Raw genomic sequence first — 26961 nt, forward strand, 5'->3', positions numbered from 1 at the left:
TACCGGCCACGGCGTTCCCGTACCGCGCCCTCCCAGGGTGGCCGCCACCGCACCCGGAGGCGACCCCCATGGGGCCGACTGGCGTACGCCCTCCCAGGGGAATCCCTCCAGGGCCTACCCGACCCTGATCCGCCGGACAGGCCCTAGGGGGCTTCCGGCGCCGGCGTCTCCGCGAGACGTCCGCCGCGGGCGAGGAGGGCGACCGCCCCCGCGCACACCAGACCCACCGCGCACAGCGCCAGCCACGGCACCGCCGACCACCCGGTGACGTCGAGCAGCGCGCCCGTCGCCAGGTTCCCGAGGGTGATCCCGATCCCGCAGACCGTGTTGTAGAGCCCGTAGTGGGTGGCCACCCAGCGCCCCCGGGAGAGGGCGACGACGGTGTCCATCTCGTACGGGTAGAGCACGGCGTTCGCCACGGCCAGGACCGCCGCGCACAGCAGCAGCCCCACCACGCCCCTGCCCAGGGCCGCCGGGACCAGGAAGGCCCCGCCCATCAGCGCGAGCCCGAGGACCAGGCACCGCTCGCGGTCGAGGCGGCGCCGGCACCAGGCCGTGATCCGCAGCTGCCCGGCGAGCGCGACCAGCGCCGAGACGACGAACAGCGCCGTCGTGAGCCCCGTGCCCTCCGCCGCGAGCGGCAGCGCCAGATAGACCTGGAACGACAGCACGTACGAGCCGGTCATGGCGAGCGAGAACAGCCAGAACGTGCGGTGGGACAGGACGGTGCGGAACTGCCCCCGCCCGCCCTCCCCCGCCGAGGGGGCGTCCCCGCCCCTGACGGGCAGATGCCGGAGCTGTACGAGGGTCAGGCCGGCGAACAGGACCGCCGCCACCGTGCACGTCAGCCGGAACGACACCCCGGTCAGCGCCACCCCCACGAGCGGCCCGAGCAGGATGCCCGCCTGGTAGTACGCGTGGAACAGCGCGAAGGCCTGCACCCGCCGCTCCTCCCCCGCCTCCGCCGCGAGGCAGGCCCGGACCGCCGGGTTGAACAGCGCCCCCGCGAGCCCGGTCGCGAGCGAGGCGGCGATCAGCATCGGCAGCGACTGCGCGAAGGCGAGCGCCCCGAAGCCGACCGTCCGCAGCGCGCAGCCGGCGACGATGAGCGGCTTGAAGCCGAGCCGGTCGGCGAGCGCCCCGCCGACCAGGAACATGCCCTGCTGGGAGAGGTTCCGGGCGCCGAGGACGAGGCCGACCGACCAGGCCGCCATGCCGATCCCGTCCGCGAGGTGCGCGGCCAGGAACGGCATCAGCATGTAGAAGCCGAGGTTGATGGTGAGCTGGTTGAGGAAGAGCAGCCGCACGGCCGGGTCGAAGGTACGGCTCTGCTTCCAGATGCCTCCCTGGGGAGGCGCGGTCGTGGTGCTCAACGTCCCACCGACCCCTGCCGGTCCGCGGCCTTGCGGTCCAGGACCCTGCGGGTCCAGCCGTCGACCCGCGCACCCTCCTCGTACGCGACGGGGTCCTCCCGCACCGGCCCGTCGAGGAGCCCGTGCGCCGCGCAGAACTCGTCGTTGAAGACCGTGTCGAAGTACCGCTGCGGCCCGTCGGGGAAGACGGCCGCGATCCGCGTCCCGCGCGGCCGGGAGCGGGCCAGCCACCCGGCGACGAGCGCGACCGCGCCCACGCTCCAGCCGCCGGTGGCGAACTGACGCGAGGCCAGCCGGCGGGCCGCCCGTACCGCCTCCGCGGGAGCCACCCAGTGGACCTCGTCGAACGCCCCGTGGTCGACGTTGGCCGGATGGATGGAGGAGCCGAGGCCGCGCATCAGCCGCTCCCCGGCGGGGAGACCGAAGACGGTGGAGTTCACCGAGTCCACCCCGACCAGCTCCAGGGCGGGGCTGCCGCCGGCGCGCAGCGCGCGGGAGATCCCGGCCGAGTGGCCTCCGGTGCCGACGGCGCAGACGAGGACGTCGATCCGGTCGAGCTGCCCGGACAGCTCGGCGGCGAGCCCGGCGTAGGCGTCGCAGTTGTCGGGGTTCCCGTACTGGTTGGGCCACCAGGCCCCGTCGAGGCGCCCGAGCAGCTCGGCGACCAGGTCCATCCGGGCCTGCTGCCAGCCGCCCCGCGGGCTGGGCTCGGCGGCGACGTGGACCTGGGCGCCGTGGGCGACGAGCATCCGCTCGACGATCGGTTCGAGTCCGGGGTCGGTGACGACGTGCACGGGGTGGCCGTGGAGCACGCCCGCGAGGGCGAGTCCGAGGCCGAGCGTCCCGGAGGTCGACTCGACGATCGGGGCGCCGGGCCGCAGCTCGCCGCGGCGGCGGGCCTGCTCGACCATGTAGAGGGCGGCGCGGTCCTTGATGCCGCCGAAGTTGAAGCCTTCGAGCTTGGCCCAGTAGCCGTCGTCCGTCCGGAGGACGGGGGTGTTGCCGACGGTCTGGACGGCGATGGGCGGGGTGTTGCCGAACAGGAGACTGTTCACGGGAGTTGTGTCCTTGGGGTGGTACGCCGAAGGGAACCTGGTCACGCGCGTGCGGGGCACGCTCCGGACCCGGCTCAGTTCCGGTCCACTCCGAGGGCGATCAGCAGACGGCCCGGCTCGGGGCCGGGTCCCGCCCTGCCCCGGACGCAGCGCGCGCGGGGGTCGGTGCGGTGGTCCGCCGCGTACGAGGACGGGGTCACGGCCCCGGCTGAGCCGTACGGCGCGGCGAGCTGCGAGGCGGCGGTCTGCGCGGGCAGGTGGGCGTCGAACGACCAGGCCTCGCCGGACCGCTCGCAGCCGTGCGGCAGGGCGGGGGCGGAGACGGTCGCGGTCGCGGTGCCGGAGGCGGGCAGGACGTGCCCGTGCGCTCCGTGGCAGATGCTCATCACGAGGGCGAGGAGCGCGAACAGGACGAGGACGGCGGGCGCCCGCCGTCGTACGTCACTCACGCACTCGTCACTCATGGTGCGCGTGAGACTACGGTGGGGTGTCGCGCTCCGGCAAAGCGACGGGCGCGGTTTTGGCCACCGTTTACTTCCGAGTACTTCCGATACTTCCGAGTACGTCCGACCGCTTCAGACACCGCTTCAGACGGTCGCGACCGCAGAGCTACAGGTTCCGCTCCGCGTAGACCGCCATCGCGTCCCGGACGAGGAGCGCGGTGCCCTCGCCGTGCTTGTCGTAGTTCACGGTGAAGCGCGGATCGTCGACGTACATGCGGCCGAGTCCGATCACGTACTCCTTGGTCGGGGTCGTGGTGGCCGACAGCCACGCGATCTGGCGCCGCGTGATCGCCTGCACCTCGTCGCTGTCGGCGGCCAGGCCGTCCCGTACCGCCTGCCCGAAGTCGCGGGCGATGCCGGCCTGCTCGTCCAGGAACGCCTTCTTCCCTTCGGCGTCGAGCGAGCGCCACCAGCGGTCGCCCTTCTCGTACGCCGCGCGGCCCCAGCGCTCGGTGACCTCCTCCTCGTACCGCGTGTGGTCGAAGCCGTCGAAGACTTCCTCTGCCATGAGCTCTTCTCCCTTCTCGGTCTTGTGGAGAGTGGTGCGGACGGCCTCGATCTGGCGGCCGATGCGCTCCCGCTCCTGCTCCAGGAGGAGCAGATGGGTGCGCAGCGCGGCGGACGGGTCGCTCTGCCCCTTGAGGACCTCGGCGATCGCGGGCAGGGAGAGCCCCAGCTCGCGCAGCAGCAGGATGCGCTGCAGGCGTACGAGCGCCGCCTGGTCGTAGTACCGGTAACCGTTCGCGCCGATCCGGCTCGGCTCCAGCAGTCCCCGCTCGCCGTAGTGGCGGAGGGTGCGGCTGGTGGTGCCGGCCTTCTTGGCGATCTCTTGGATCGACCACTCCATGTCGACAACGCTAAATCTTGACGTCGCGTCAAGGTCAAGCGGACAGGTGCACGGGAACGACAAAGGCCCGAGAACACGACGAAGGCCCGGATCCGATCGAAATCGGATCCGGGCCTTCGTTTGCTACTGAGTAGCGGGGACAGGATTTGAACCTGCGACCTCTGGGTTATGAGCCCAGCGAGCTACCGAGCTGCTCCACCCCGCGTCGGTAAACACGACTCTACGTCATGACCGGCGCAAACGTGAAATCGGTTTCTCAGCAGCCGCAGTCGTCGGAGTCCACGGGCGCCGTGAGCGGGTCCGCGGCCTTCTCCGCGGGCCCTTCCCAGGTCTCGTAGGCGAAGCCCTCGCGCACCCAGTACTCGAAGCCGCCGAGCATCTCCTTCACCTGGAAGCCGAGCTCGGCGAGGGCCAGCGCGGCGCGCGTGGCGCCGTTGCAGCCGGGGCCCCAGCAGTACGTGACGACCGGCACGGCCTTGTCGAGGAGCTGCTCGGCCTGCTCGGGGATGAGCGCGGTCGGCAGGTGGAGCGCGCCGGGGACGTGCCCCTGGTCCCAGGAGGCGGTGGAGCGCGAGTCGATCACGACGAAGCCCGGGTCCGTGCCCTCGGCGGTCGCGGAGGCCAGCACGGAGGCCACGTCGGAGACGTCGGCGTGGAAGGCGAGGCTGGCGGAGAAGTAGGCGGCAGCGGCGGCGGGAGAGGCCGGCGGGGTGCGGAGTACGGGGTTGACCTGCGTCGTCGTCGTCGTCATGGTGATCAATCTACGGACGAAGATCATCATGCTGAAGTGTGGATCCACGGCGGTCAGGGGCCTCGGCCGGGGAATCCCGGGCGTTCGCCACGGGGCGGCGGGGATCTCACGCAACGAGACCGTTCGGCCCGCTCGAACGCCGCGGCTCGTGTCACATCGGCAGGGTTCCATCCGTCATGAAGGCATGACGGGACGCGAAGGGGGAGATCGACGAGTGAACGGCGAGCTGAACAACGTCAAGGATGCCGAGGAAGGCAAGGAAGCGCTGGCCCGGCGGTTCGAGGACGATCGGGGCCACCTGCGGGCCGTCGCCTACCGGATGCTCGGTTCGCTGAGCGAGGCGGAGGACGCGGTCCAGGAGGCCTGGTTCAAGCTCAGCCGCGCCGACGTCAGCGCGGTGCAGAACCTCAGCGGCTGGCTGACCACGGTCGTCGGCCGCGTCTGCCTCGACATGCTGCGCTCCCGCGGCTCGCGCCGCGAGGACCCGCTGGAGTACTACGTCCCCGACCCGGTCGTCAGCCTCCCCGACACCATGAACCCCGAGCACACGGCGGAGCTCACCGAGTCCGTCGGGCTCGCGCTCCTCGTCGTCCTGGAGACGCTGTCGCCGGCCGAGCGGCTCGCGTTCGTGCTGCACGACATGTTCGCCGTCTCCTTCGACGAGATCGCGCGGATCGTGGACCGCACCCCGGCCGCGACCCGCCAGCTCGCCAGCCGGGCCCGCCGCCGGGTGCAGGACGCCTCGCCCGCCGCGGGGCCGGACGCGCGCCGCCAGCGGGAGATCGCCGACGCCTTCCTCGCCGCCGCGAACGGCGGCGACTTCGAGGGCCTGCTCGCGGTCCTCGACCCCGACGTGGTGCTGCGCGCGGACGGCGGCCTGGCCCTCGCGGCCGCGTCCAAGGTGGTGCGGGGCGCCGAGGCCGTCATCTCGCAGGCCCTCATGTACGCGAAGTTCCGTCAGGCGTCGCTGCCGGTCGTGGTCAACGGCGCGCCCGCGTTCGTGGCGGTCGCCGACGGCCGTCCGACCGTCCTCATGTCGTTCACGATCGCCGGGGACCGGATCGTCGGGCTCCAGATCCTGGCGGACCCGGAGCGGCTCGCCGCGCTCGGCCTCTCGGAGGAGGACCTGGCCCGCGCGACGTTCTGACGCTCCGCCCGGCTCCACGTCACCCCGCGCACCGCATGCGGGAGGGAATCATTCGTGCGATTTTGTACGGGTTGGTTCCCTCCCGTCCGCGTACCCGCAAAGGTGGCCGCCGTGCAGCTGACTCCCGAGGAGGCCCGCCGGACGGCGGCCGACGCCTGGATCCGGGGCGTCCCGATCCTCGACAACTACCGCACGATGTACGCGCAGGCGATCGACGCCGACGACCCCCGGTACGTGGGGGGCTTCGGGCGCTTCCGGCACTACTCGGAGCCGTTCACCGCCGCCAATACCGACATCGTGACCCCGAACAACGACACCCCGTACTCCTGGGCATGGCTCGATCTGCGCGCCGAGCCCGTCGTGGTCTCCGTCCCGGCCGTCGACCGCTACTACGTGCTGCCGTTCCACGACCTCGACACCGCGTACGTCGGCTTCGTCGGCGCCCGGACGACCGGCCAGGAACCGGGCGACCACCTGCTCGTGGGCCCCGGCTGGACCGGCACCGTTCCCGACGGCATCGAGAGCGTGCTGCGCGCCGACACCTTCCTCGTCGGCGTCGTCGGCCGCACCTACCTGTCCGGCCCCGACGACGTGCCCGCCCTGCGCGCGATCCAGGAGCAGTACCTGCTGCGTCCCCTCTCCGCGTACACGGACACGGCCGCGCCGCACCCCGTCGACGAGCCGGTCTGGCCGGTCTGGCGCGAGGAGGACCTCGGGAGCATCGAGTTCTTCACGCTCCTCGACTTCCTGCTCGGGTTCTTCCCCGTCCTGGAGCGGGACCGCGAGCTGCGCACCCGCCTCGCGGCGCTCGGCGTCTCCGGCACGGGCGAGTTCGAACCGTCCGCGCTGGCCCCCGACATCCGTACGGCGGTCGAGCAGGGCATCGCCGACGCCCGGGCCCGGCTGGAGGAGGCCAAGGCCGCCACCCTGGTCTCCACCGACCTCTTCGGCACCCGCGCGGAGCTCGGCACCGACTACACGGGCCGGGCGGTCGGCGCCGACAAGGGGCTGTACGGTCTCCCCGCGGCCGAGGCCTGGTACGGCGGCTGGGTGGCGGACGACCGGGGCAACCGGCCGCCGAACGCCTCGGACCACGACCACGTCGTCCACTTCCCGGCAGGACACCTCCCGCCGGCCCGGTTCTTCTGGTCGGCCACCCTCTACCGGCTGCCCGAACGGCTGCTCGTCGACAACGAGATCGACCGGTACTCGATCGGCGACCGCACCCCCGGGCTCGTGTACGACGACGACGGCGGTCTCACCCTGTACGTACAAAGGGACCGTCCTGCCGACGCCAAACAGGCCGCGAACTGGCTGCCGGCCCCCGACGGGCCCTTCACCGTCGTGATCCGGATGTACGGCCCCGAACCCTCCGTCCTGGACGGCGACTGGAGGCTCCCGCCCCTCGCCGTCGCCGACTGACGGCGAGTCACCGACGGCGCGTCACCTCTCCCCGGTGGCCACCCAGGTCACGGCCGCCAGGGAGACGGCGGCGCTCGCGACGCCGAGGACCGCACCCGCGGCGACGTCGCCCGGGTAGTGCACCCCGGTGTGCACCCGGGAGTAGCCGACGGCCCCCGCGAGAAGCGCGAGGGGCACGGCAGCGATGGGCAGCACGACCCCCACGGCGGTGGCGAAGGCGACCGCCGACGCGGTGTGCCCGGAGGGGAACGAGGCCGAGTCGGGCATGGGGACGTGCCGGCCCACCACCACCCGGGCCGCCTCCCGGTCCGGCCGCGGCCTGCGCACGAGCCGCTTGCCCAGCAGATTGGACGTGGCCGAGGCCACGGCGATCGCCCCGGCGCCCGCGAGCGCCGCCCGGCGGGGCCGGCCGGGGACGAGGGCGAGCGCGGCGGCGACGGAGAGCGAGATCTTGGAGTGGTTCGCCGCGGTGGACAGCCGGCGCAGCGCCGTGTCGAGCGTGGGCGTGGGCGTGGCGGCCACGGCGGCGTACACGGCGCCGTCGACGGCGCGGAGGTCGTGCAGGACGGCCTGGAAGGTCTCGGGCTCCGCCGTCTCCGCTGTCATGTCCGTCATGCGCCACTCCTTGGGATGGTTCAGGGGGTACGAGGGGTGTGGAAGGCGAGCGTGGTGATCCGCCGCCAGTCGAGCGGCGGCAGGGGAGGCACCGTGCCCGGCCGGTCGCGCGGGACACGGACCCGCAGCGCGCCGGGGCGGAGGGTGCAGACGACCGGGGTGGGCAGGGTCAGCGCCTCCCCGTCCACGGCGACGGAGATCCCACCGGAGCCGGAGCCGTTGCCATTGCCGTTGCCGTTGCCGTTGCCGTTGCCGTTGCCGGCACTTCCCGGGCTTTCCACGACCTCGACCCTACGGGCCGTCAGAACGTTCAGGCCGGCCGACTGGGTCCCCCGTACCGCCAGCTCGGCGGCCTGCGCGGCGCCGTCCACCCGGATGCCGATCACCCCGAGCTCGCCCCGGTCGAGGCGCGGCCGGTGGGCGGAGGCGACACCGAAGGGATCGGGCGCGGCATAGGGGTTGTTGCTGACGAGGAGCGCCTGCTGGGCCGGGAGCCGGAGGGTGTCGACGGTCGCGTCGAGGCGCGCGCCCTCGCCGCCCTGGAGCAGGTCGGGCAGGACGTCGACGGCGGTGCCGGCCTTCGCGTCGCGGTACTCGGGGCGCTGGACGACGTCCGCGTACACCCCGAAGGAGACGGTGTTGACGAAGGGACGCCCGGCGACCTCGCCCAGGTCGACCCGGAGCTCCTCGCCGTCGGTCAGGGCGTTCAGGCAGGTCGCCGGGTCGGTGCGGTCGAGGCCCAGGTCCATGGCGAAGTGGTTGCGGGTGCCCGCCGAGATGACGAGGAACGGCAGGTCGTGCTCGGCGGCCACCGCGGCGACCAGCGCCTGGGTGCCGTCGCCGCCGGCCACGCCGAGGAGGTCCGCGCCGTCGGCCACGGCCTTCCGGGCGAGCGCGGTGACGTCGGTCTGCGCCGACAGGTCGAGCAGGACGACCTGGGCGCCCATGGCCTCCGCGCGCGCGACGAGCCCGAAACGGCCGACCTTCCCGCCCCCGGACTTCGGGTTCATGATCAGGACGGGCCGCCGGGGGCGGGCCGCGGGCGCGCCGCTCATCAGCGCGCTCCGCTCCCGGTCGGGGCGGCGCAGCGCTGTCCGCGCGCAGCCGAGCGCCGTGCCCCAGAGCGCGAGGGCCACCAGCGCGTTGCCCCAGACGCCGCCGACGACGTACAGGACCAGGACCGCGATCGGCGCGGCCACGGCGAGCAGCCCGCCGAGCACCCGCGGCAGCCCGCGATGGGCGAAGAACCACCAGAGGCCCATGGCCGAGGCGACGAGCCCCACGAGCCCGGTGAGCAGGATCAGCACACCGCCCGTCAGGGCGGTCACGATCGCCACCACCGCGCCGGCCGCGGCCAGCAGCGCGCAACGGGCCAGCCGCCGGGCCGACCTCGCCGGATCACCGGAACCGCTCGCCGTCACCGACCCACCTCCATGCTCGGGATCCACATTCCCCCACGGTCCCTCACTCCGCGCTCCGGAAAGGCCCGTTCGAAGGAAAAGATCTTCGCGTCGCCCGGGTTCTCCCTCTCGGGGGGCTCTTACGGAGCCTCACGGATCCTTACGAAGGCCTCACGGAGCCAGGCCCAGTCCGGCGAGGGCGGCCGTACCGGCGGCGGCGTGCTCGCCCCCGGCGAGGAGCAGCGTGCGCGCCGCCTGGTAGCGGCTGCCGGCCGCGTCGAATGCCCGCGCCGCGGCGAGGAGCCGCTGCGGGTCGCCGTCGAGCAGCGCCTCCGCCCGGTCCAGCTGGGCGGTGGCGACGGGGTTGCCGGCGACCACCGGACGGGCGGCGGCCGTCCGGGCCCGGGCGTCCGGGTGCCCGGCGAGTACGGACGCCTCGGCCCGGAGGGCCACGTACCAGTGCAGCCAGATCCAGGTGACCCACTTCCACACCTGCTCCGGCTCCGGCGCGACCCGGTCGAGGGCCGCGGCGGCGTCGCCTTCGTGGAGCAGGACCGTGGCGTCGAGGATGGCGCCGTAGCCGTGGCGGTACTCGTCCGCGGTGCCCGCCAGGTCGACGATCCCGAGCCACTCCGCCCGGGCGGCGCTGTCGCCGCGCAGGCCGTGGACCATGGCGACGGAGGCGGCCGCGGGGCCGAGGGAGAAGGACTGCTGACGGCCGCTCCGCTCCCACGCGTCGAGGAACCGCCCGCCGCCGGTGAGCACGTCGTCGCCGCGGCCGGCGAAGGCATCCGCGACCAGAAGCCAGGCCGTGGCGTGGTGACCCACCTCGGCAAGGATCGGATGACCGGCGAGCTGCCTGCCCCAGCGGCGGGCTTCGGCGAGCCGGCCCGCGCCGAGGGCGGTTCCGGAGGCCATGGCGAGGGCGTCGAGGAGTTCGTGGGTACGCGCGGGGTCCGGCGGCAGGGGGCTCAGGAGGTCGATCCGGCGGCGCGCTGCGGCCGCGGCGGCGAAGGTGTCACCGGCCCAGCTCCGGGCGCCGGACAGCGCGTCGAGGGCGGCGGACTCCGCCACCGGGTCGCCGACGCTCCGGGCGAGCGCGACGGCCCGCTCGGCGAGGGCGATCGTCTCCTCCACGGTGTTGTCCGTGGCGCCCTGAACGGCGCCGAAGGCGTCCGCGAGCACGGCGGCCTCGGCGAGCGCGACGGCGGCGCCGGCGGGGCCCTCGCCTCCCTCGCCCGCCTCGCCCGCTGCCTCGCCCCCGGACAGCTCCCGCGCCTGCGCGAGGAGGGTCGTCGCCTCCTCCACCGACGGGAGGCGCGTGAACTCGCTGGAGAAGCGGTACGCGACGGTGGCGGCGGCCGCCAGGTCGCGACCCGCCCCGGCGAGGTCCCCGGCCCCGCGGGCGGCGTCCCCGGCCGCCCGGTGCAGGCGGAACATGTCGTCACCGAGCCGCCGGCACCCGGCCACCGCGGCGGCGAGCCGCAGGGACTCCCCGGCCTCGGCACCCGGATCGGCGAGCGCGGCGGCCTGCTCGTACCGCTCCTGGGCTTCGCCGAGCAGGTTGCGGGTGAAGGCCGACTCCGCCAGGGACAGGGCGAGCCGATGGGCGTCGGCGCGCAGCTCCGGCCGCTCGGCGGCCCAGGCGAGGGCGGCCCTGAGGTCCTCGGCGACGGCGTCGAACCGGGCGCGCCAGTCCGCGCCGCCGGCGTCCAGGAGGCCGGCGGCCCGGTCCAGACACCACGCCACGTGACGCGAACGGACGACCTCCGACTCACCGGCCTCGGCGAGGTGCTCGGCGCCGTACTGCCGGATGGTCTCCAGGGCCTGGTAGCGGGTGCCGGCGGCGGACGGTGTCACGGTGAGCAGGCTCTGCTCGGCCAGCCGGCCGAGTCCGTCGGCGACCGCGCCGGGATCGAGCGGGTCGAAGCCTGCGACCTCCGCGGCCGCCTCGGCGGTGAACGGCAGCACGAAGACCGACATCCGGCGCAGCAGCGCCCGGTCCGCCGGCTCCAGCAGGTCGTGGCTCCAGTCGAGGACCGCCCGCACCGACCGGTGCCGGTCGGCGGCGCGGGGCCCGCCGGCGAGAATCCGCAACTGGTCGGAGAGCCCGGCGACGAGCCCGTCGAGCCCGAGCGTGGGCCAGCGCGCCGCGGCGAGCTCGATGGCCAGCGCCATGCCGTCGAGGCGTTCGCAGAGGGCCACGACCGTGTCGCGTACGGCTGGATCCGGCCGCATGCCGACCGCCGCCGCCCGCTCCAGGAAGAGCTCCACGGCCTCCGATTCCCCGCCTCCGTCCCGCGACAGCGGCGGGACGGGGAAGACCCGCTCGAACGGCACCATCAGCCGGGCCCGGCTGGTCACGAGCACGCGCACGCGCGGGCAGGCCGCGAGGAGCCGCTCCAGGAAGGGCGCCACGCCGTCGCGTATCTGCTCGCAGTTGTCCCACACCAGCAGCGCATGACGGTCCGCCAGCGCGGCGAACAGCGACTCGTCGACGCCCCGCCCGGGCTGTTCGCCCACACCGACGGCGGCCGCGACGGCCGCGCCCACCCGGCCCGCATCGGTGACCGGGGCCAGGTCGACGAACCAGACGCCGTCGGCGAAGTCGTCGGCCAGCTCCGCGGCGACGGCCAGCGCGAGCCGCGTCTTGCCCACGCCCCCGGGCCCCACCGCGGTGACCTGCCGATACGCCTTCAGCGCCTCCGCGAGCTCACCGCGCTCCCGCACGCGGCCGACGAACGCCGTCAGCGGCGCGGGAAGAACAGGCGCCCGCATCGCGGCGGGAGCGGACTCGGCCGCCCGCCGGGAGAGCGCCCGCCGGTCCGGCACCGCCAGCTTGCGGAGCAGCGAGGAGACGTGCGACTCGACGGTCCGTACGGAGATGAACAGCCGTGCGGCGATCTCGGCATTGCTGAGGTGCTCCCCGAGGAGAGCGAGCACGTCGGCTTCCCGAGACGAGATCTCTGAAGTGGACACGACGTCATTATCGGCTCGTACGGAGTCCGTTCCGTAGTCCTTTCCGTGGTCACCACGGAGGCGCGGGCCGCCCGGCTGACGGAGAGTGGAACCACGGCGAACGAGAGACCGCCGGAAACCACAGCCCCGCACACACCACAGGAGTGACCATGCCCGGTACGTCCACCACCCAGGGAATCAAGACGGTGCTGCACCCCGTGTCCGACCTGCCGAAGGCCAAGGCCGTGTACGCCGCCCTGCTCGGCGTCGCGCCGCAGATCGACGAGTCGTACTACGTCGCCTTCGAGGCCGAGGGCCAGCACATCGGGCTGCTCCCGGGCGGTGGCCCGCAGGGCCTGACCTCGTCGCTCGCCTACTGGCACGTGCCGGACATCGAGGCGAAGCTCGCCGAGGTGACCGCGGCGGGCGCCACCGTGAAGGACGCGGCGCAGGACGTCGGCGGCGGCCGCCTGGTCGCCACCGTCGTCGACCCCGACGGCAACCTCATCGGCCTCCTCCAGGACAGCTGAGCCCCGCCGATGACCGCCGCGCCCCGCTCCCGCGCCCAGCGCCGCCAGGACACCGAGCACCGGCTGGCGCACGACGTCGACGTCTGGGTGGCCACCGCCTCACCCGACGGCACGCCGTACCTGGTTCCGCTGTCCTTCGACTGGGACGGCGAGGCCCTGCTCGTGTCCACCCCGGCGAACAGCCCGACCGGCCGCAACCTGGCCGCCACCGGCCGCGTCCGCCTGGGCCTCGGCCTCACCCGCGACGTGTCGATGATCGACGGCACGGTCGAGGTCCTGGAGATCGACGCGCTGCCGCAGGACCGCGGCGACCGCTTCACCGAACGAACCGGCTTCGACCCGCGCACCCAAACGGCCCCGTACCGCTGGTTCCGCATCACCCCGCACCGCATCCAGGCCTGGCGCGAGGCGAACGAACTCCACGCCCGCGAACTGATGCGCGCCGGCCAACCGGTGTCCTGACACCCCGGGAACGACGAAGCGCCCCGACGGTCGAAACCGATCGGGGCGCTCCTCGGCGCAGTCAGTAGGCCGTGTGGGACTCGAACCCACAACCAATGGATTAAAAGTCCACTGCTCTGCCAATTGAGCTAACGGCCCGTGGACAAGCACACCCGAGCAGCATAGCCCGAGAGCTCCCCGGAACCGATCGGGTATCCGACACCGGCCGCGCCGTGCGTCATGTATCGCGCCGTATCAGAAGAGGGCCTTGAAGGCGTTCCAGCCGCCGCCGATCAGGATGCGGGAGCCGTACGGGCCGCGGCAGGTGCCGTCGTAGTCGTACAACCGGCCCGCCGTGTCACGGGCGACCAGGTCCGCGCAGCCGTCGCCGGAGATGTCGCCGACGCCCACCAGGGAGGTGTAGACGCCCCAGCCGCTGCCGACCTTCACCCGCGCCGTCACCCCACCGGTGGCCGTGCCGTAGTACCGCCACAGCACGCCCGAGGCGTCCACGCCGAGCAGGTCGCCACGCCCGTCGCCGTTGAGGTCGCCGGCGCCGACGACCTTCTTGTACAGCTTCCAGTTGGTGCCGATCCGGACCCGGGACTTCACCCGGTGGTCGGCCGTGCCGGCGTAGAAGTACACGTCACCCGTCGACGTCTGGCGTGCGATCAGATCGGTGAACCCGTCACCGTTCGCGTCGCCCGGGGACGTCAGGACGTCGTACTGCCCCCAGCCCGCGCCGATCGTCGTGTACGGCGACGAGGCCGAGACCACCTTGCCGCAGCCCGGCCGGTAGGCCCGCAGCTGATCCCCGACGCGCACCAGCACGTCCGCGCACCCGTCGGCGTTCACGTCGCCGAACGGCACCAGGACGGACGCGGTCGGGAACTTCGCACCGGTGCCCGCGATCCGCGCCGACACACCGCTGTACCCGGTGCCCCGGTACATCGACACGAGCCCCGCCGTGTCCATCACCAGGAGATCGCCCTGCGTGTCGTTCCCGGCCATGTCACGCCAGGCCGGCTGGCCGCCGGAGACCGTGACCGTGCCGGTCAGGGACAGGTCGCTGCCCTGCCCGTCCGCCGTGTTCGCCTGGAGGTGCCAGGTGTACCGGCCGTTCGCGACGGGCTTCCCCGCCGACGTCCTGCCGTCCCAGGAGACGTCGATACGGCTCCGGGTCTCGCCGCCCCCGTAGGCACGGACCGGGTTCCCGGAGTGCACGTCGCGCAGCGTCAGCTGCCAGTACGAAGAGGGCTTGGACAGCGTCCAGTACGCCTTCCAGCCGTCCTGGAGCCGCATGGTCGCAGGCACCTTCGCCGAGGCGGCGGTGAGGCCGGACGTGGGGACGCCGGGCCACACGACGTGGACGACGTTCCGGGCGTCCTTGTAGGCGACGGCCCCGCCGAAGCGGTCGACGGTCCAGTACTCGCGGCGGTCGCCGCGCACGGGCGCGGCGTCGACGAGCCGGCGCACCGCGGGCTTGCCGTTGGTGACCTTGGTGAGGTCGGTGAGGCGGAGGTACGCGTCGGGGTCCCGGTCGACGACGTAGCCGTCGCCCAGCAGGGCGTCCTCGGACGTCCCCCCGGACAACAGCAGCTTCGTGTTCGTCCTGATGTCGACCACGCCCCGCGGCTTGGCCGGCCCGCACGACCAGTACAGCCAGCGTCCGGCGGACGCCTGGAGCTCCGTCGGGGCGCACGCCGTCCCGGTCGTGACCTTGGTGAGGTCCTTGCCGGTGGCCAGGTCGGTCCGCGCCACCTCGCCCGCCGTGGCCGTGCCCGTGTACAGGGTGTCGCCCCAGAGGGCCGCCGGCGCCGTGGACGCCTTGTTGCTGACGACCGTCTGCGCGTCGAGGTCCACGACGAGCGTCTTGCCGCCGCCCTGGAAGACCGCCCGACGGCCGAAGACGTCGACGATCCGTCCGGCCGTCTCGCCGGTGGACACCCGGCGCACCTGACCGTCGGAGGTACGGCCGGTGACCTCCAGCGGCTTGGAGTCGTCATGGGCCAGATAGACCGTACGGCCGTCACCGCTGTCGAACAGCGGTGTCCTGCTCTCCAGCCGCTTCGACTCGGCGCCCGCCCACAGCGACTGCGGATGACCGGTGTGCACCGGCCCGACCGGCAGCGGCGTCCGTCCGTAGAAGCCGCTGCCCATCCTGGTGTCGAGCTCCAGCGTGGAGAGCCGGCCCGCGCCGAGGGCGAGCGAGCGCACCTCGGCGGGCAGCGGCTCCACGCGGCTCAGCTTCTCCAGGAGCGGCGCGCCGCCGTCCTTCGCCGCGACGATCTTGAAGGCGGACCAGTCGGAGGAGGACGTACCGCCGACGACGGCCACGCCCCCGCCCGCGATCTGGGTGAGCTCCGCCTCGGCCTTCGCCAGGAGGGTCTGCGAGCGCCCGTCGGGGTGCAGCGCGACGAGCCTCGGCTTCAGGGAGGCGTCGGCGCCGGAGGCCTCACCCAGGGCGAGGACCCAGTCGCCGACGAGTCCGATACGGGCGGTGCCCAGGCCCTCGGGAAGGACGGTCGTCTGCTCGGAGCCGGTCAGGGCCGCACGCTGCCGCACGTGGACGGTGCGGTTGTCGTCGATCCAGGCGATGCGGTCGGGGCTCACGGCCACCGGCGCGCCGCGCCCGCTCCCTTGCGGGGTGGGGGCCGGGATCACGGTCATCCGACCGGTGCTCAGGTCGATGACGCCGAGGTCGGAGTAGCCGTACGCGGCCGGGTCGCCGGACCGGCCGAAGCGGATCACGGCGACGGAGGCGTCGCCGGCCACGAGCGGCGCCGCGTGCAGGGAGGCGCCCGCGGGCCAGCCGGTGACGGGCGTGCGGGTTCCGTTCGGGGCCTCGGCGGGCACCAGGTAGTAGCCGGTGGTCGTGGAGTGGTCCTCGGCGGAGGCGTACTGCTGGAAGAGCAGGGTCGAGCCGAGCAGCCCCCGGTAGCTCGCGTCGGCCGGCATGTCGAGCGGCTGCTCGATGCCGGTCTCCAGGTCGCGGACGGCGTGGACGCCGATGCCGCGCTGGACGTACAGGTGATGCCCACCGGTGCCGGACTCGGCGAAGGGCAGGGCCGCCTTCGTCCCGTACCCCAGCGGAACGCTCTTCGCGGGGTCGGTGAAGTCCGTCCACTCCAGCTGCCCGCCGGAGGACCGGTCAGGGTCCTCCGTCTCGTGCACGTAGCCCGTGGGTCCGGCCGCGGTGACGGTCACCTTCCGGGGCACGGCCCGCCAGTTCGGCGCGATGTCGAGCTGGTCGACGCCGACGGTCGGCGACGCCTCGGCGGCCACGGCGGGCGAGAGGCCGACGGCCGAGGCGAGGAGCGCGGTGGCGAGGACGGCTGTACGCGTGCGGGGACGCCGCACGCGGGCGATACGAGACAAAGAGAGGTCCCTCCCCAGGGCAACCTGATGACCGGCCGAGCGTATCCGCCCGCACAGCCACGCGAGTCCCGGATACGAGTCAGGGCCCGTACCAGCACCGAAGTGCTCGTACGGGCCCTGACTCAGGGTGCTACGCGGACTCAGCCGTTGCGCTTCCAGCGCGGCTTGTCGTCGCGGCGGCCGAAGGAGGAGCCACCGGTCGAACCGGTCGAACCGGCGGGGCGGTCGTCGCGACGGCCGTACGGACGGTCGCCGCCACCGGTGCGGAAGCCGCCGGCGGGGCGGTCGTCGCGACGGTCGCGGTTGAACGGACGGTCGCTGCCGCGGTGGCCGCCGGCCGGACGGTCGTTGTCACGGCGCTCGAAGGGGCGGCCGCCACGGTCGTCACGGTTGAAGCCGCCCGACGGACGGTCGTCGCGACGGAAGCCACCGGTGGACGGACGGTCGTTGTCGCGGCGGAAGCCACCACGGTCGCCGCCACGGTCATCGCGGTTGAAGCCACCGGACGGACGGTCGTCACGACGGAAACCACCCGAGGACGGACGGTCGTTGTCGCGGCGGAAGCCACCACGGTCGCCGCCACGGTCATCGCGGTTGAAGCCACCGGACGGACGGTCGTCACGACGGAAACCACCCGAGGACGGACGGTCGTTGTCGCGGCGGAAGCCACCACGGTCGCCGCCACGGTCATCGCGGTTGAAGCCACCCGAGGGACGGTCGTCACGACGGAAACCACCCGAGGACGGACGGTCGTTGTCGCGGCGGAAGCCACCACGGTCGCCGCCACGGTCGCCACCGCGGAAGCCGCCACGGTCGCCACCGCGGTCGCCGCCACGGTCACGGCGCTCGAAGTTGCCGCGCTCGTCGCGGAACGCCGGGCGCTCCTCACGGCGCTGCTCCTCGGCGCGAGCGGCACGCTCGGCCTCGACGGCAGCGGCCGCGACCTCGGCCTCGGCGGCCTCGGTCACCTCGGCGACAGCGGCCTCCGGGTCCTCGCCACGCTCACGGGCGGCGCGGGCCACCAGACGGTCGGCCTCCTCGCGGAGCTCGACCGCACGGCGCTGGAGGCGCTCCAGCTGCTTGGTCAGGTCGACGACCTCGCGCTCGGCCTGCTTGGCCGAGTTGTTCGCGGAGTCGGCCTGGACCTCGGTCAGCGAACGGGCGCCGGTGATCTCGGCGACCTCGGGCTCGAAGACGCCGGAACCGCCGACCATGTGGCGCGAGGCGTCGACGCCCGCGTCCTCCATCAGGCGGAAGATCTGACGGCGCTGGTGCGGCAGGGCCAGGGAGACCACGACACCGGAGCGGCCGGCACGGGCGGTACGGCCCGAGCGGTGCAGGTAGTCCTTGTGGTCGCCGGCCGGGTCCACGTTGAGGACCAGGTCGATGCCGTCGACGTGGATGCCTCGGGCGGCGACGTCGGTCGCCACGAGGGCGTTGACGTAACCCTTCTTGAAGTCCTCCAGGACGCGGGTACGGGCGCCCTGCGTCATGCCACCGTGCAGCGCGTCGGCCTTCACGCCGGAGTCGCAGAGCTGCTCGGCGATGCGGTCGGCGCCCAGCTGGGTGCGGACGAAGATGATCGTGCGGCCCTTGCGGGCGGCGATCGCCGCGGTGACCGGGGCCTTGTCCTTCGGCTTCACGACGAGGACGTGGTGGGTCATGGTCGTGACGTTGCCCTGCGCGCTGTCGACCTCGTGCGTGACGGGGTCGGTCAGGTAGCGCTTGACCAGGGTGCCGATCTCGTTCTCCATGGTGGCGGAGAAGAGCATGCGCTGGCCGCCGCCGGGGATCTGGTCGAGCAGCTCGGTGACCTCGGGCAGGAAGCCCAGGTCGGCCATCTGGTCGGCCTCGTCGAGGACGGCGATCTTGACCTGCTCCAGGGAGCAGGCGCCGCGGTTGATGATGTCGCGCAGACGGCCCGGGGTGGCGACGAGGACGTCGACGCCGCGCTCCAGGGCGTAGATCTGGTTGCCCATCGACGTACCGCCGCAGACGACCTTCATCTTGAGGCCGAGCACGTCGCCGTACGGCTGGAGGGCGTCCGCGACCTGCATCGCGAGCTCACGCGTCGGCGTGAGGATGATGCCGCGGGGCTTCTTCTTCTCGGTGTGACCGTCGGCCAGGCCGGCGAGCAGCGGCAGACCGAACGAGAGGGTTTTGCCGGAGCCGGTACGGCCACGGCCGAGGATGTCCTTGCCGGCCAGGGCGTCCGGGATGGTCGCGGCCTGGATCGGGAAGGGGGTCGTGACGCCGTTCTGCGCGAGCTTGCGCACGACGCCCTCGGGCAGACCGAGGTCGCCGAAGGTGATGGTGGGCTCGGCGGGCTCCTCGTCGGCCTCGTCGGCGTCGGCGGAGTCCTCGATGTCCTCGACGTCGTCGAAGTCGGTGGTGTCGTCGTCGAAGTCGACGACGGCCTCGGCGGGGGCCGCGGCCTCGGTGGTGACGGTCTCGGTGGCCTCTACGGCCTCGACGATCTCGTCGTTCTCGGGCATGACGGCGTGGTCAGAACTGAAAATGGACATGCGAAATGCGAAACCTTCCGGAGTCTCGGCACGCGCCCGTCAACTCCGTGAATTCGCAAATCGACCGCCTCAATGCGGTCAGCCACGGCTAGGGAGAGTACGCGCCACACGGCGCTCTTCTGTGTCGGCGCCGGGCAATGGGATCAAACGATCTACCACCATACGCACCCTCCCCCACCTATGGCAAACCGGACTCCGTCACACCGGCCCGACCTGCGGAGATGCCACCGGCTCCGAGGGCGCTCCCGGCCCGTCCGCCGCCCGCATCGCACCCAGCTGGGTCTCGGGTCCGGGGGTCGGCGGATCGGTCGGATTCGAGGTCGGCTCCGGCGTCGGTTCCGGGGTGGGCTCCGGGGTCGGCTCCGGCGTCGGTTCCGGGGTGGGCTCCGGGGTCGGCTCCGGCGTCGGCGTCACCCCGCCGCCACCCGGACCGCCGGTCCCGCCGCCGTCGCCACCGCTGCCCGCGCCGCCGTCACCGCCGCCGCTTCCCCCGCTCGCGCCGTTCCCGCCGCTCCCCCCGGACGCGCCGCCACTCCCGTCGCCCCCACCGCTTCCGCCGTCGACAGGACCCCCGCCCGAGCCCTGCTGACCGCCCGCGGCGCCGCCGGACCCGCCGGCCGGCTGCCCGGGCTTCGGGGAGCCGCCGATACCGGCAGGGCCCTCCGAGGGCGGCGTCGCGCCCGTCGAGGGCTTCGCGGAGCCCGTCGGCGAACCGCTCGGCACCGGGGACTTCCCGCCGCCGTCCGCGTCGGGCCCGCCCTTCTCCGCGCTCCCGTTCCAGGAACCGCCGCCCCCGTCCTGGAGCCCGCCGCCGCCGTCGGCCTCGGCCGCCACACCGCGCTTCCCCCCGGACGCGCCGGGCGCCGGCTTCGCCCCCTCGTCACTCACACTCATACAGCCGCTCAGACCGGCGCAGGCCGCGACAGCCAGCGCGGCGGCGGCCCATCTCACACGGGTGGGCAAGCGGGTGGGCAAATGGCGCACGGGGGCACCTCCAGGGACACAACAGGCAGGAACGGAACGCGTTGCCCTGCCCAACTCCCTTTGCGCCGCAAGGGACACGCCCGAGAGGGGACACGCCTCCGCTCAGCCGTAGCCCAGCGCGTGCAGCCTCTCGTCGTCGATGCCGAAGTGGTGGGCGATCTCGTGCACCACCGTGATCTCGGTCTCCGCGACCACGTCCGCGCGTGACTCGCACATCCGCAGCGTCGGCCCCCGGTAGATCGTGATCCGGTCCGGCAGCACCCCCGCGTACCACTCGCCGCGCTCCGTCAGCGGCGTCCCCTCGTAGAGCCCGAGCAGCTCGGGATCGTCCGGGGCGGGTTCGTCCTCCACGAACACCGCGACGTTGTCCATCAGCCGGGCGAGTTCCGGGGGGATCCGGTCCAGCGCCTCGGCGACAAGTTCCTCGAACTCCTCGCGCGTCATCTCCAGCACGCGCCCATTGTCCCCCCGTCAGGGGGACTCGCCCGGGGTGCGCGGAAACCGTTTTGGCGATCGCGGCCGACATCCCATATGCTTCTCACGTCCCCGACGCGCTGAGAAGCGCCCCGGCGGGCCCTTAGCCCTCATCGTCTAGTGGCCCAGGACGCCGCCCTTTCAAGGCGGTAGCACGGGTTCGAATCCCGTTGGGGGTACGCATTAACGTGTGCGAGACTTGTCTCGCACATTGCAAGGCTCTGTGGAGCAGTTGGTTAGCTCGCCACCCTGTCAAGGTGGAGGTCGCGGGTTCAAGTCCCGTCAGAGTCGCTGAAGCTGGAAACAGCTTCGTGGCTGGGTAGCTCAGTTGGTACGAGCGATCGCCTGAAAAGCGATAGGTCGCCGGTTCGACCCCGGCCCCAGCCACAAACAGAAGGCCCCGTTCGAAAGAACGGGGCCTTCGTCGTTTCCCCGGACACCCGGACACCCGGACACCCGTGTACGGGGAAGGGGCCCGCGCCCCTTCCCCGCGTACGGTCACACCTCCTCGCGCTCCCCCGTACGGCTCCCCCGCCTGCCCCGCACCACGAGCGCCACCGCCACCACGGCCACCACGGCGACCAGCAGCGCCCAGTCCGGCACCGCGCGCCCCAGCTCGGCCACCCGCTCCTCCACCGCGAACGACTCGTCCACCGAGAGCAGCCCCGGCAGCGCGGTCGTCCCGTCGAAGACCAGGAAGAGCGTGCCGAGGGCGATGAAGAACAGGCCCGAGAGGACCGAGGTCGAGTGGAGCGTGAGGGGGCCGACCCGCAGCGGCCGGCCGCGCAGCCAGCGCCGCCGGCCCAGGTCGTACCGCTCCCAGAGCAGCGCGAGGACGAACAGCGGGACCGCCATGCCCAGCGCGTACACCGCGAGGAGCAGGCCTCCGTACGCCGGGCTGCCGCTCAGCGCCGCCACCGTCAGGACGCTGCCCAGGATCGGCCCCGCGCAGAAGCCCGCGAGGCCGTAGACCAGGCCGAGGGCGTAGACGGACAGCGCCGACGTGGGCCGGATGCGGCCGCTCGCCTCGGCGATGCGGCGGGAGGCGAAGCCCAGGCCGAGGAGCTGGAGGACGCCGAGCCCGACGATCAGCCAGCCGCCGACGGTCACCAGGAGGTCGCGGTTGCCGTAGAAGAACCGGCCGGCGAAGGATCCGGCCGCGCCCAGCGGGACGAGGGTGGTCGCCAGGCCCGCGTAGAGGATCCCGGTCCTCGCCACCAGCTTCGCGCGCGTGTCGATCGAGTACGCGAAGAAGGCCGGCAGGAGCAGGGCGCTGCACGGGCTGAGGAGGGCGAGCAGGCCGCCGAGGAACGCGGCGAAGTACCCGATGCCGGAGGTCACTGCCCGGCCTTCGCGGGCTTGGCCGCCGCCTTCGCCGCCGCCTCGATGGCCTCGGTGAAGGTCTCCAGCGGCTGCGCGCCCGCGATCGGCCGGCCGTTGACGAGGAAGGACGGGGTGGAGGTCGCGCCGAGCGCGTACCCCTGCTCCTGGTCCTTGCGGACGGCCTCGCGGGCCGCCGCCCCGTCGGTGTCCTTCGCGAACCGGGCCGTGTCGGGGACGCCGGCCTCCTTCGCGAGGGCCGCGAGCCGGTCCTTCCCGAAGCCCTTCTCCTTGGCCCCCTCGGCGTACGCGGCCTTGTGGAACTCCCAGAACCGGCCCTGCTGCCCGGCCGCCCAGGAGGCGCGGGCGACGGCCTCCGACTCCTCGCCGAAGATCGGGAAGTTCCGCCACTCGATGCGCAGGGTGCCCTGGTCCACGTACTTCTTCACGAGGACGGGTTCGGTGTCCCGGGCGAACTTCCCGCAGTAGCCGCACTTGAAGTCGGCGTACTCGATGAGGACGACGGGCGCGTCCGCCCGGCCCAGGGCGAGCTTGTCGGAGGCGTCACGGCGGGCGTACGCCTCCAGCTCGGGATAGACCCCGGCGGACGGATCGGCGGAGACCTCGGCGACGGCGGACGAGCCGCCCGCGCCGCCGGAGGACGGCGCGGTGGCGGTGTACGAGACGACGCCGAGCAGCACGGCGGCGGCCGCCACCGCGGAGACGATCACGATCGGCTTGGACTTGGACATGCGGAAGCGCTCCTGAGGAGGAAGAGGAGAAAGGGAGAACGAGAAGGACGGCGGAGTGCGGCCGTCCGTCTACACCCTCATCAGGGTCGACAGCTCCACCGGTGACGGCGCCACGCGCTCGGGCGGCTCCCGGCCCGGCGCCGTCCCCCGCCCCTCCGGCTCCCCGTGCCGGACCGCGCACGGCGTCCGGTCGGCGGCCAGCGCGGGCAGCAGCTCCGCGAAGCCGTTGGCCCGCGGCGGTACGACGGGACCGGAGGCGCCGGTGTCGGCGGCGTGGCCCGGGTCGCAGCCCGGCACGACGGCGACGGCGGCGGCCTGGGTCCCGGGCGGCGCGGCGGAAGCGGACACCGTCGCCGTCCCGCACACCAGCAGGCCCAGCACCAGACCCGTCAGCGCCGCGAAGGCCGCCAGCGCGCGGGTGGTGCGGAACATGCGATACCTCTCGGGTCCGGTCGACGTGCCCGAAATAGTACGCACCCCCCACCCGGAAATCGGTTCGCCGCTTCTCGTCCGCAGGTGCGATCCTGGGATCCGTATGTCTACTTCCTTCGCCGCCCTCCAGTCCGTCCTGGCCGAGGTCTCGCTGCGGGACTCCCACCGGCTCGGCCGCCGTCTCGAAGGCGCCCGCCGCATCCGTAAGCCCGAGGCCCGTGAGGCCGTCCTGGACGAGATCGCCGCCGAGGCGGCCAAGGCCAAGGAGCGCGTCGACGGGCGCGCCTCTCGCGTGCCCGCGATCACGTACCCCGAACAGCTGCCCGTCTCGCAGAAGAAGGACGAGATCCTGGAGGCGATACGCGACCACCAGGTCGTGATCGTCGCCGGTGAGACGGGTTCCGGTAAGACCACCCAGATCCCGAAGATCCTCCTGGAGCTCGGCCGGGGCGTCCGGGGCATGATCGGGCACACGCAGCCCCGCCGGATCGCCGCCCGCACGGTCGCCGAGCGGGTCGCCGAGGAGCTGCGGACCCCGCTCGGCGAGGCCGTCGGCTGGAAGGTCCGCTTCACCGACCAGGTCAGCCAGGACGCGACCTTCGTGAAGCTGATGACGGACGGCATCCTGCTCGCCGAGATCCAGACGGACCGCGAGCTGCGCGCCTACGACACGATCATCATCGACGAGGCCCACGAGCGGTCGCTCAACATCGACTTCCTGCTCGGCTATCTGGCCCAGCTGCTGCCGAAGCGCCCCGACCTCAAGGTCGTCATCACCTCCGCGACGATCGACCCGGAGCGCTTCTCCCGCCACTTCGGCGATGCCCCGATCGTCGAGGTCAGCGGGCGTACGTACCCGGTCGAGGTCCGCTACCGCCCGCTCCTCGAAGAGGACAGCGAGGAATCGGACCGGGACCAGATCACCGCGATCTGCGAGGCCGTGGACGAGCTCCAGTCCGAGGGACCGGGCGACGTCCTGGTCTTCCTCTCCGGCGAGCGCGAGATCCGGGACACCGCGGACGCGCTCCTGAAGCGGAACCTCCGGAACACCGAGATCCTCCCCCTCTACGCCCGCCTGAGCCACGCCGAGCAGCACCGCGTGTTCCAGGCCCACTCCGGCCGCCGGATCGTCCTCGCCACGAACGTCGCCGAGACGTCCCTGACCGTGCCCGGCATCAAGTACGTGATCGATCCGGGCACCGCCCGCATCTCGCGCTACTCGCACCGCACCAAGGTCCAGCGCCTGCCGATCGAGGCGGTCAGCCAGGCCAGCGCCAACCAGCGCAAGGGCCGCTGCGGCCGTACGTCGGACGGCATCTGCATCCGGCTCTACTCGGAGGACGACTTCCTGTCGCGTCCGGAGTTCACGGACGCCGAGATCCTCCGTACGAACCTCGCCTCCGTCATCCTCCAGATGACCGCGGCGGGCCTCGGCGAGATCGAGAAGTTCCCCTTCATCGACCCGCCGGACCACCGCAACATCCGGGACGGCGTGCAGCTCCTCCAGGAGCTCGGCGCGATCGACCCGGCGGAGAAGGACCCGAAGAAGCGGCTCACCCCGCAGGGGCGGAAGCTCGCCCAGCTGCCCGTGGACCCGCGGCTCGCCCGCATGGTCCTGGAGGCGGACAAGAACGGCTGTGTCCGCGAGGTCATGGTGATCGCGGCCGCGCTCTCCATCCAGGACCCGCGCGAGCGGCCGTCCGAGAAGCAGACGCAGGCCGATCAGCAGCACGCCCGCTTCAAGGACGAGGCGAGTGACTTCTCCGCCTACCTGAACCTGTGGCGGTACGTCCGCGAGCAGCAGAAGGAGCGGGGATCCAGCTCCTTCCGCCGGATGTGCAAGCAGGAGTACCTGAACTTCCTGCGCATCCGCGAGTGGCAGGACATCTACACGCAGCTGCGGACCGTGGCCAAGCAGATGGGCATCCATCTGAACGAGGACGACGCTCCGGAGCAGTCCGTCCACGTCTCGCTGCTCGCCGGCCTGCTTTCCCACATCGGGCTGAAGGACGTGAAGGACGGCGCGAAGAACGACTACCTCGGCGCCCGCAGCGCCAAGTTCGCGATCTTCCCCGGCTCCGCGCTCTTCAAGAAGCCCCCGCGCTTCGTCATGTCGGCCGAGCTCGTGGAGACCTCGCGCCTCTGGGCCCGGGTGAACGCCCGGATCGAGCCCGAGTGGATCGAGCCGCTCGCCGAGCACCTGACGAAGAAGACGTACAGCGAGCCGCACTGGGAGAAGGACCAGGCGGCCGTGATGGCCTTCGAGAAGGTGACGCTGTACGGCGTGCCGATCGTCGCCGACCGCAAGGTGAACTACGGCCGGATCGACCCGGAGGTCTCCCGCGACCTGTTCATCCGGAACGCGCTGGTGGAGGGCGACTGGCGCACCCACCACAAGTTCTTCGCCGACAACCGCAAGCTCCTGACCGAGGTCGAGGAGCTGGAGCACCGCGCCCGGCGCCGGGACATCCTCGTCGACGACGAGACGCTCTTCGACTTCTACGACAAGCGCGTCCCCGAGCACGTCGTGTCCGGCGCCCACTTCGACTCCTGGTGGAAGCACAAGCGCCATGAGGAGCCGGAGTTCCTCGACTTCGAGCGCGAGATGCTCATCAACGAGAAGGCCGCCGGGGTCACCAAGGACGACTATCCGGACTCCTGGCGGCAGGGGCCGCTGAAGTTCCGGGTGACGTACCAGTTCGAGCCGGGCGCGGACGCGGACGGGGTGACCGTCCACATCCCGCTCCAGGTGCTCAACCAGGTGACGGACGAGGGCTTCGAGTGGCAGATCCCGGGTCTGCGCGGCGAGGTCGTCACCGAGCTGATCCGCTCCCTGCCCAAGCCGATCCGCCGCCACTACGTGCCCGCGCCGAACTTCGCGACCCGCTTCCTGGACGCGGTCGTCCCGGTGCAGGAGCCCCTGGCGGGCGCGCTCGCCCGCGAGCTCCAGCGGATGGTCGGCGTCCCGGTCACCGCCGAGGACTTCGACTGGGCGAAGGTGCCCGAGCACCTCAAGGTCACGTTCCGGATCGTCGACGAGCGGCGTCGCAAGCTCGCCGAGGACAAGGACCTGGAGACCCTGCGCCTCCAGCTGCGCCCCAAGGCCCGTAAGGCGCTGTCCCAGGCCGCCGCGGCGGCGACGGCCGGCCCGGACGGCTCCGGGCCCTCCCTGGAGCGCACAGGGCTCACGGAGTGGACGATCGGCACCCTCACGAAGGTCTTCGAGACCAAGCGGGGCGGGCAGCCGGTCAAGGCGTACCCGGCGCTCGTGGACGAGGGCGCGACCGTCGCCGTACGGCTCTTCGACTCGGAGGCCGAGCAGGCGCAGGCGATGTGGCGGGGCACCCGGAAGCTGATCATGCTGAACATCCCGGTGAACCCGGCGAAGTTCGCCTCGGACAAGCTGACGAACCAGCAGAAGCTGGCCCTGTCCTCGAACCCGCACGGCTCGATCCAGGCCCTCTTCGACGACTGCGCCACCGCCGCGGCCGACAAGCTGATCGCCGACCACGGCGGCCCGGCCTGGGACGAGGAGTCCTTCCGGAAGCTGTACGACAAGGTCCGCGCGGACCTCGTGGACACGACGGTACGGACAGTGGGGCAGGTCCAGCAGATCCTGGCGGCCTGGCAGGCCTGCCAGCGGCGGCTGAAGTCCACGAACAGCCTGGCCCTGATCAACAACCTCACGGACGTGCGCGAGCAGCTGGCCTGGCTGGTGCCGACGGGCTTCGTCACCCGTACGGGGCTCAAGCGGCTCCCGGACCTGATGCGCTATCTGGTGGCGGTGGACCGGCGGCTCCAGCAGATGGCGACCGGCGTCCAGCGGGACACCACCCGCATGGAGAAGGTCCACGAGATGCTCGACGAGTACGCGTGGCTGCTCGAACAGCTCCCGAAGGGCCGCCCGGTGCCGACGGAGGTCACCGACATCCGCTGGATGATCGAGGAGCTGCGGGTGAGCTACTTCGCGCACGCGCTGGGCACGGCGTACCCGGTCTCGGACAAGCGGATCGTGAAGGCGATCGACGCCGCGGCGCCCTGACCGGCGGCGGGT

20 protein-coding genes and 5 tRNA genes are annotated in these 26961 nt (G+C 72.7%); 8 read left to right on the forward strand and 17 right to left on the reverse strand.

Annotated elements, in window-relative coordinates:
* Positions 1-143: 143 nt before the first annotated feature.
* The 6 genes from OG357_RS18200 to OG357_RS18225 all read right to left on the reverse strand — a co-directional run bounded on the left by OG357_RS18200 (position 144) and on the right by OG357_RS18225 (position 4529).
* The gene (locus tag OG357_RS18200; RefSeq protein ID WP_329622162.1) at positions 144-1373 is read right to left on the reverse strand and encodes an MFS transporter; all 1230 of its coding nucleotides are present in this window, start codon (positions 1371-1373) and stop codon (positions 144-146) included.
* Positions 1370-2428, reverse strand: coding sequence for a PLP-dependent cysteine synthase family protein (locus tag OG357_RS18205; RefSeq protein WP_443066693.1), 1059 nt, complete (start codon positions 2426-2428; stop codon positions 1370-1372). The genes OG357_RS18200 and OG357_RS18205 overlap by 4 nt, the downstream gene beginning before the upstream one ends.
* Before the next feature lie 74 nt (positions 2429-2502).
* Entirely contained in the window at positions 2503-2877 is a 375-nt protein-coding gene (locus OG357_RS18210; RefSeq protein ID WP_329622163.1) for a hypothetical protein, read from the reverse strand.
* A gap of 160 nt (positions 2878-3037) precedes the next feature.
* A complete protein-coding gene (locus tag OG357_RS18215; RefSeq protein ID WP_329622164.1) occupies positions 3038-3778 on the reverse strand; it encodes a MerR family transcriptional regulator in 741 nt (246 codons plus the stop codon).
* 131 nt (positions 3779-3909) lie between these two features.
* Positions 3910-3983, reverse strand: a tRNA-Met gene (locus OG357_RS18220).
* Positions 3984-4034: 51 nt separating this feature from the next.
* Positions 4035-4529 carry a rhodanese-like domain-containing protein gene (locus OG357_RS18225; RefSeq protein WP_329622165.1) on the reverse strand — a complete coding sequence of 165 codons (495 nt, stop codon included), beginning with the start codon at positions 4527-4529 and terminating at the stop codon, positions 4035-4037.
* 184 nt (positions 4530-4713) lie between these two features.
* Here OG357_RS18225 and sigJ point away from each other — a divergent pair, with 184 nt between their 5' ends.
* Together sigJ and OG357_RS18235 are read left to right on the forward strand one after the other, a co-directional pair.
* Positions 4714-5676: an RNA polymerase sigma factor SigJ gene (gene sigJ, locus OG357_RS18230; protein WP_329622166.1), complete on the forward strand. Its 963-nt coding sequence runs from the start codon at positions 4714-4716 to the stop codon at positions 5674-5676.
* 111 nt (positions 5677-5787) lie between these two features.
* Complete coding sequence (locus OG357_RS18235) at positions 5788-7098, forward strand: DUF1254 domain-containing protein (protein ID WP_329622167.1); 1311 nt, start codon at positions 5788-5790, stop codon at positions 7096-7098.
* A gap of 21 nt (positions 7099-7119) precedes the next feature.
* Here OG357_RS18235 and OG357_RS18240 read toward each other — a convergent pair whose 3' ends face one another.
* From OG357_RS18240 to OG357_RS18250, 3 genes are all read right to left on the reverse strand, one after another.
* Positions 7120-7713 carry a phosphatase PAP2 family protein gene (locus OG357_RS18240; protein ID WP_329622168.1) on the reverse strand — a complete coding sequence of 198 codons (594 nt, stop codon included), beginning with the start codon at positions 7711-7713 and terminating at the stop codon, positions 7120-7122.
* Between the two features lie 20 nt (positions 7714-7733).
* Positions 7734-9134, reverse strand: a complete 1401-nt coding sequence (locus tag OG357_RS18245; protein WP_329622169.1) for a diacylglycerol/lipid kinase family protein — start codon at positions 9132-9134, stop codon at positions 7734-7736.
* 150 nt (positions 9135-9284) lie between these two features.
* A complete protein-coding gene (locus OG357_RS18250; protein ID WP_329622170.1) occupies positions 9285-12092 on the reverse strand; it encodes an ATP-binding protein in 2808 nt (935 codons plus the stop codon).
* Positions 12093-12241: 149 nt separating this feature from the next.
* On the opposite strand from OG357_RS18250, the gene OG357_RS18255 reads away from it, so the two are divergent.
* Both OG357_RS18255 and OG357_RS18260 read left to right on the forward strand, forming a co-directional pair.
* On the forward strand, positions 12242-12601 hold the full coding sequence (locus OG357_RS18255) for a VOC family protein (protein ID WP_329622171.1): 360 nt from the start codon (positions 12242-12244) through the stop codon (positions 12599-12601).
* Positions 12602-12610: 9 nt separating this feature from the next.
* Positions 12611-13063 (forward strand): pyridoxamine 5'-phosphate oxidase family protein, encoded by a 453-nt coding sequence (locus OG357_RS18260; protein ID WP_329622172.1) that lies wholly within the window; start codon positions 12611-12613, stop codon positions 13061-13063.
* Between the two features lie 65 nt (positions 13064-13128).
* Here OG357_RS18260 and OG357_RS18265 read toward each other — a convergent pair.
* The 5 genes from OG357_RS18265 to OG357_RS18285 all read right to left on the reverse strand — a co-directional run bounded on the left by OG357_RS18265 (position 13129) and on the right by OG357_RS18285 (position 20382).
* A tRNA-Lys gene (locus tag OG357_RS18265) sits at positions 13129-13201 on the reverse strand.
* Between the two features lie 96 nt (positions 13202-13297).
* The gene (locus tag OG357_RS18270; RefSeq protein ID WP_329622173.1) at positions 13298-16402 is read right to left on the reverse strand and encodes an FG-GAP-like repeat-containing protein; all 3105 of its coding nucleotides are present in this window, start codon (positions 16400-16402) and stop codon (positions 13298-13300) included.
* Between the two features lie 158 nt (positions 16403-16560).
* The gene (locus OG357_RS18275; RefSeq protein WP_329622174.1) at positions 16561-18945 is read right to left on the reverse strand and encodes a DEAD/DEAH box helicase; all 2385 of its coding nucleotides are present in this window, start codon (positions 18943-18945) and stop codon (positions 16561-16563) included.
* A gap of 198 nt (positions 18946-19143) precedes the next feature.
* On the reverse strand, positions 19144-19839 hold the full coding sequence (locus OG357_RS18280) for a hypothetical protein (RefSeq protein WP_329622175.1): 696 nt from the start codon (positions 19837-19839) through the stop codon (positions 19144-19146).
* 192 nt (positions 19840-20031) lie between these two features.
* On the reverse strand, positions 20032-20382 hold the full coding sequence (locus tag OG357_RS18285) for a metallopeptidase family protein (protein ID WP_024756838.1): 351 nt from the start codon (positions 20380-20382) through the stop codon (positions 20032-20034).
* Positions 20383-20509: 127 nt separating this feature from the next.
* Between OG357_RS18285 and OG357_RS18290 the strand changes: the two genes are divergently transcribed.
* The 3 genes from OG357_RS18290 to OG357_RS18300 all read left to right on the forward strand — a co-directional run bounded on the left by OG357_RS18290 (position 20510) and on the right by OG357_RS18300 (position 20790).
* A tRNA-Glu gene (locus OG357_RS18290) sits at positions 20510-20582 on the forward strand.
* Positions 20583-20620: 38 nt separating this feature from the next.
* Positions 20621-20694, forward strand: a tRNA-Asp gene (locus OG357_RS18295).
* Between the two features lie 22 nt (positions 20695-20716).
* Positions 20717-20790: transfer RNA gene (locus OG357_RS18300), tRNA-Phe, on the forward strand.
* Between the two features lie 111 nt (positions 20791-20901).
* Here the strand turns inward: OG357_RS18300 and OG357_RS18305 are convergent.
* The 3 genes from OG357_RS18305 to OG357_RS18315 form a co-directional block, all read right to left on the reverse strand.
* Positions 20902-21744: a cytochrome c biogenesis CcdA family protein gene (locus OG357_RS18305; RefSeq protein ID WP_317597497.1), complete on the reverse strand. Its 843-nt coding sequence runs from the start codon at positions 21742-21744 to the stop codon at positions 20902-20904.
* Positions 21741-22475 carry a DsbA family protein gene (locus OG357_RS18310; protein WP_329622176.1) on the reverse strand — a complete coding sequence of 245 codons (735 nt, stop codon included), beginning with the start codon at positions 22473-22475 and terminating at the stop codon, positions 21741-21743. Before OG357_RS18310 ends, OG357_RS18305 begins: the two co-directional genes overlap by 4 nt.
* A 69-nt stretch (positions 22476-22544) precedes the next feature.
* Positions 22545-22907, reverse strand: coding sequence for a hypothetical protein (locus tag OG357_RS18315; protein ID WP_329622177.1), 363 nt, complete (start codon positions 22905-22907; stop codon positions 22545-22547).
* Between the two features lie 103 nt (positions 22908-23010).
* Here OG357_RS18315 and hrpA point away from each other — a divergent pair, with 103 nt between their 5' ends.
* Positions 23011-26949 carry an ATP-dependent RNA helicase HrpA gene (gene hrpA / locus OG357_RS18320; protein ID WP_329622178.1) on the forward strand — a complete coding sequence of 1313 codons (3939 nt, stop codon included), beginning with the start codon at positions 23011-23013 and terminating at the stop codon, positions 26947-26949.
* Positions 26950-26961: the final 12 nt, after the last annotated feature.

Origin of the sequence: Streptomyces sp. NBC_01255 (assembly GCF_036226445.1) — a bacterium.
Lineage (GTDB): Bacteria > Actinomycetota > Actinomycetes > Streptomycetales > Streptomycetaceae > Streptomyces.

Coding starts and splice junctions, on each gene's coding strand:
- OG357_RS18215 (WP_329622164.1), bottom strand. CDS start 3,778: ATGGAGTGGTCGATCCAAGAGATCGCCAAGAAGGCCGGCACCACCAGC.
- OG357_RS18225 (WP_329622165.1), bottom strand. CDS start 4,529: ATGACGACGACGACGACGCAGGTCAACCCCGTACTCCGCACCCCGCCG.
- sigJ (WP_329622166.1), top strand. CDS start 4,714: ATGACGGGACGCGAAGGGGGAGATCGACGAGTGAACGGCGAGCTGAAC.
- OG357_RS18240 (WP_329622168.1), bottom strand. CDS start 7,713: ATGACGGACATGACAGCGGAGACGGCGGAGCCCGAGACCTTCCAGGCC.
- OG357_RS18255 (WP_329622171.1), top strand. CDS start 12,242: ATGCCCGGTACGTCCACCACCCAGGGAATCAAGACGGTGCTGCACCCC.
- OG357_RS18260 (WP_329622172.1), top strand. CDS start 12,611: ATGACCGCCGCGCCCCGCTCCCGCGCCCAGCGCCGCCAGGACACCGAG.
- OG357_RS18275 (WP_329622174.1), bottom strand. CDS start 18,945: ATGTCCATTTTCAGTTCTGACCACGCCGTCATGCCCGAGAACGACGAG.
- OG357_RS18280 (WP_329622175.1), bottom strand. CDS start 19,839: ATGAGTGTGAGTGACGAGGGGGCGAAGCCGGCGCCCGGCGCGTCCGGG.
- OG357_RS18310 (WP_329622176.1), bottom strand. CDS start 22,475: ATGTCCAAGTCCAAGCCGATCGTGATCGTCTCCGCGGTGGCGGCCGCC.
- OG357_RS18315 (WP_329622177.1), bottom strand. CDS start 22,907: ATGTTCCGCACCACCCGCGCGCTGGCGGCCTTCGCGGCGCTGACGGGT.
- hrpA (WP_329622178.1), top strand. CDS start 23,011: ATGTCTACTTCCTTCGCCGCCCTCCAGTCCGTCCTGGCCGAGGTCTCG.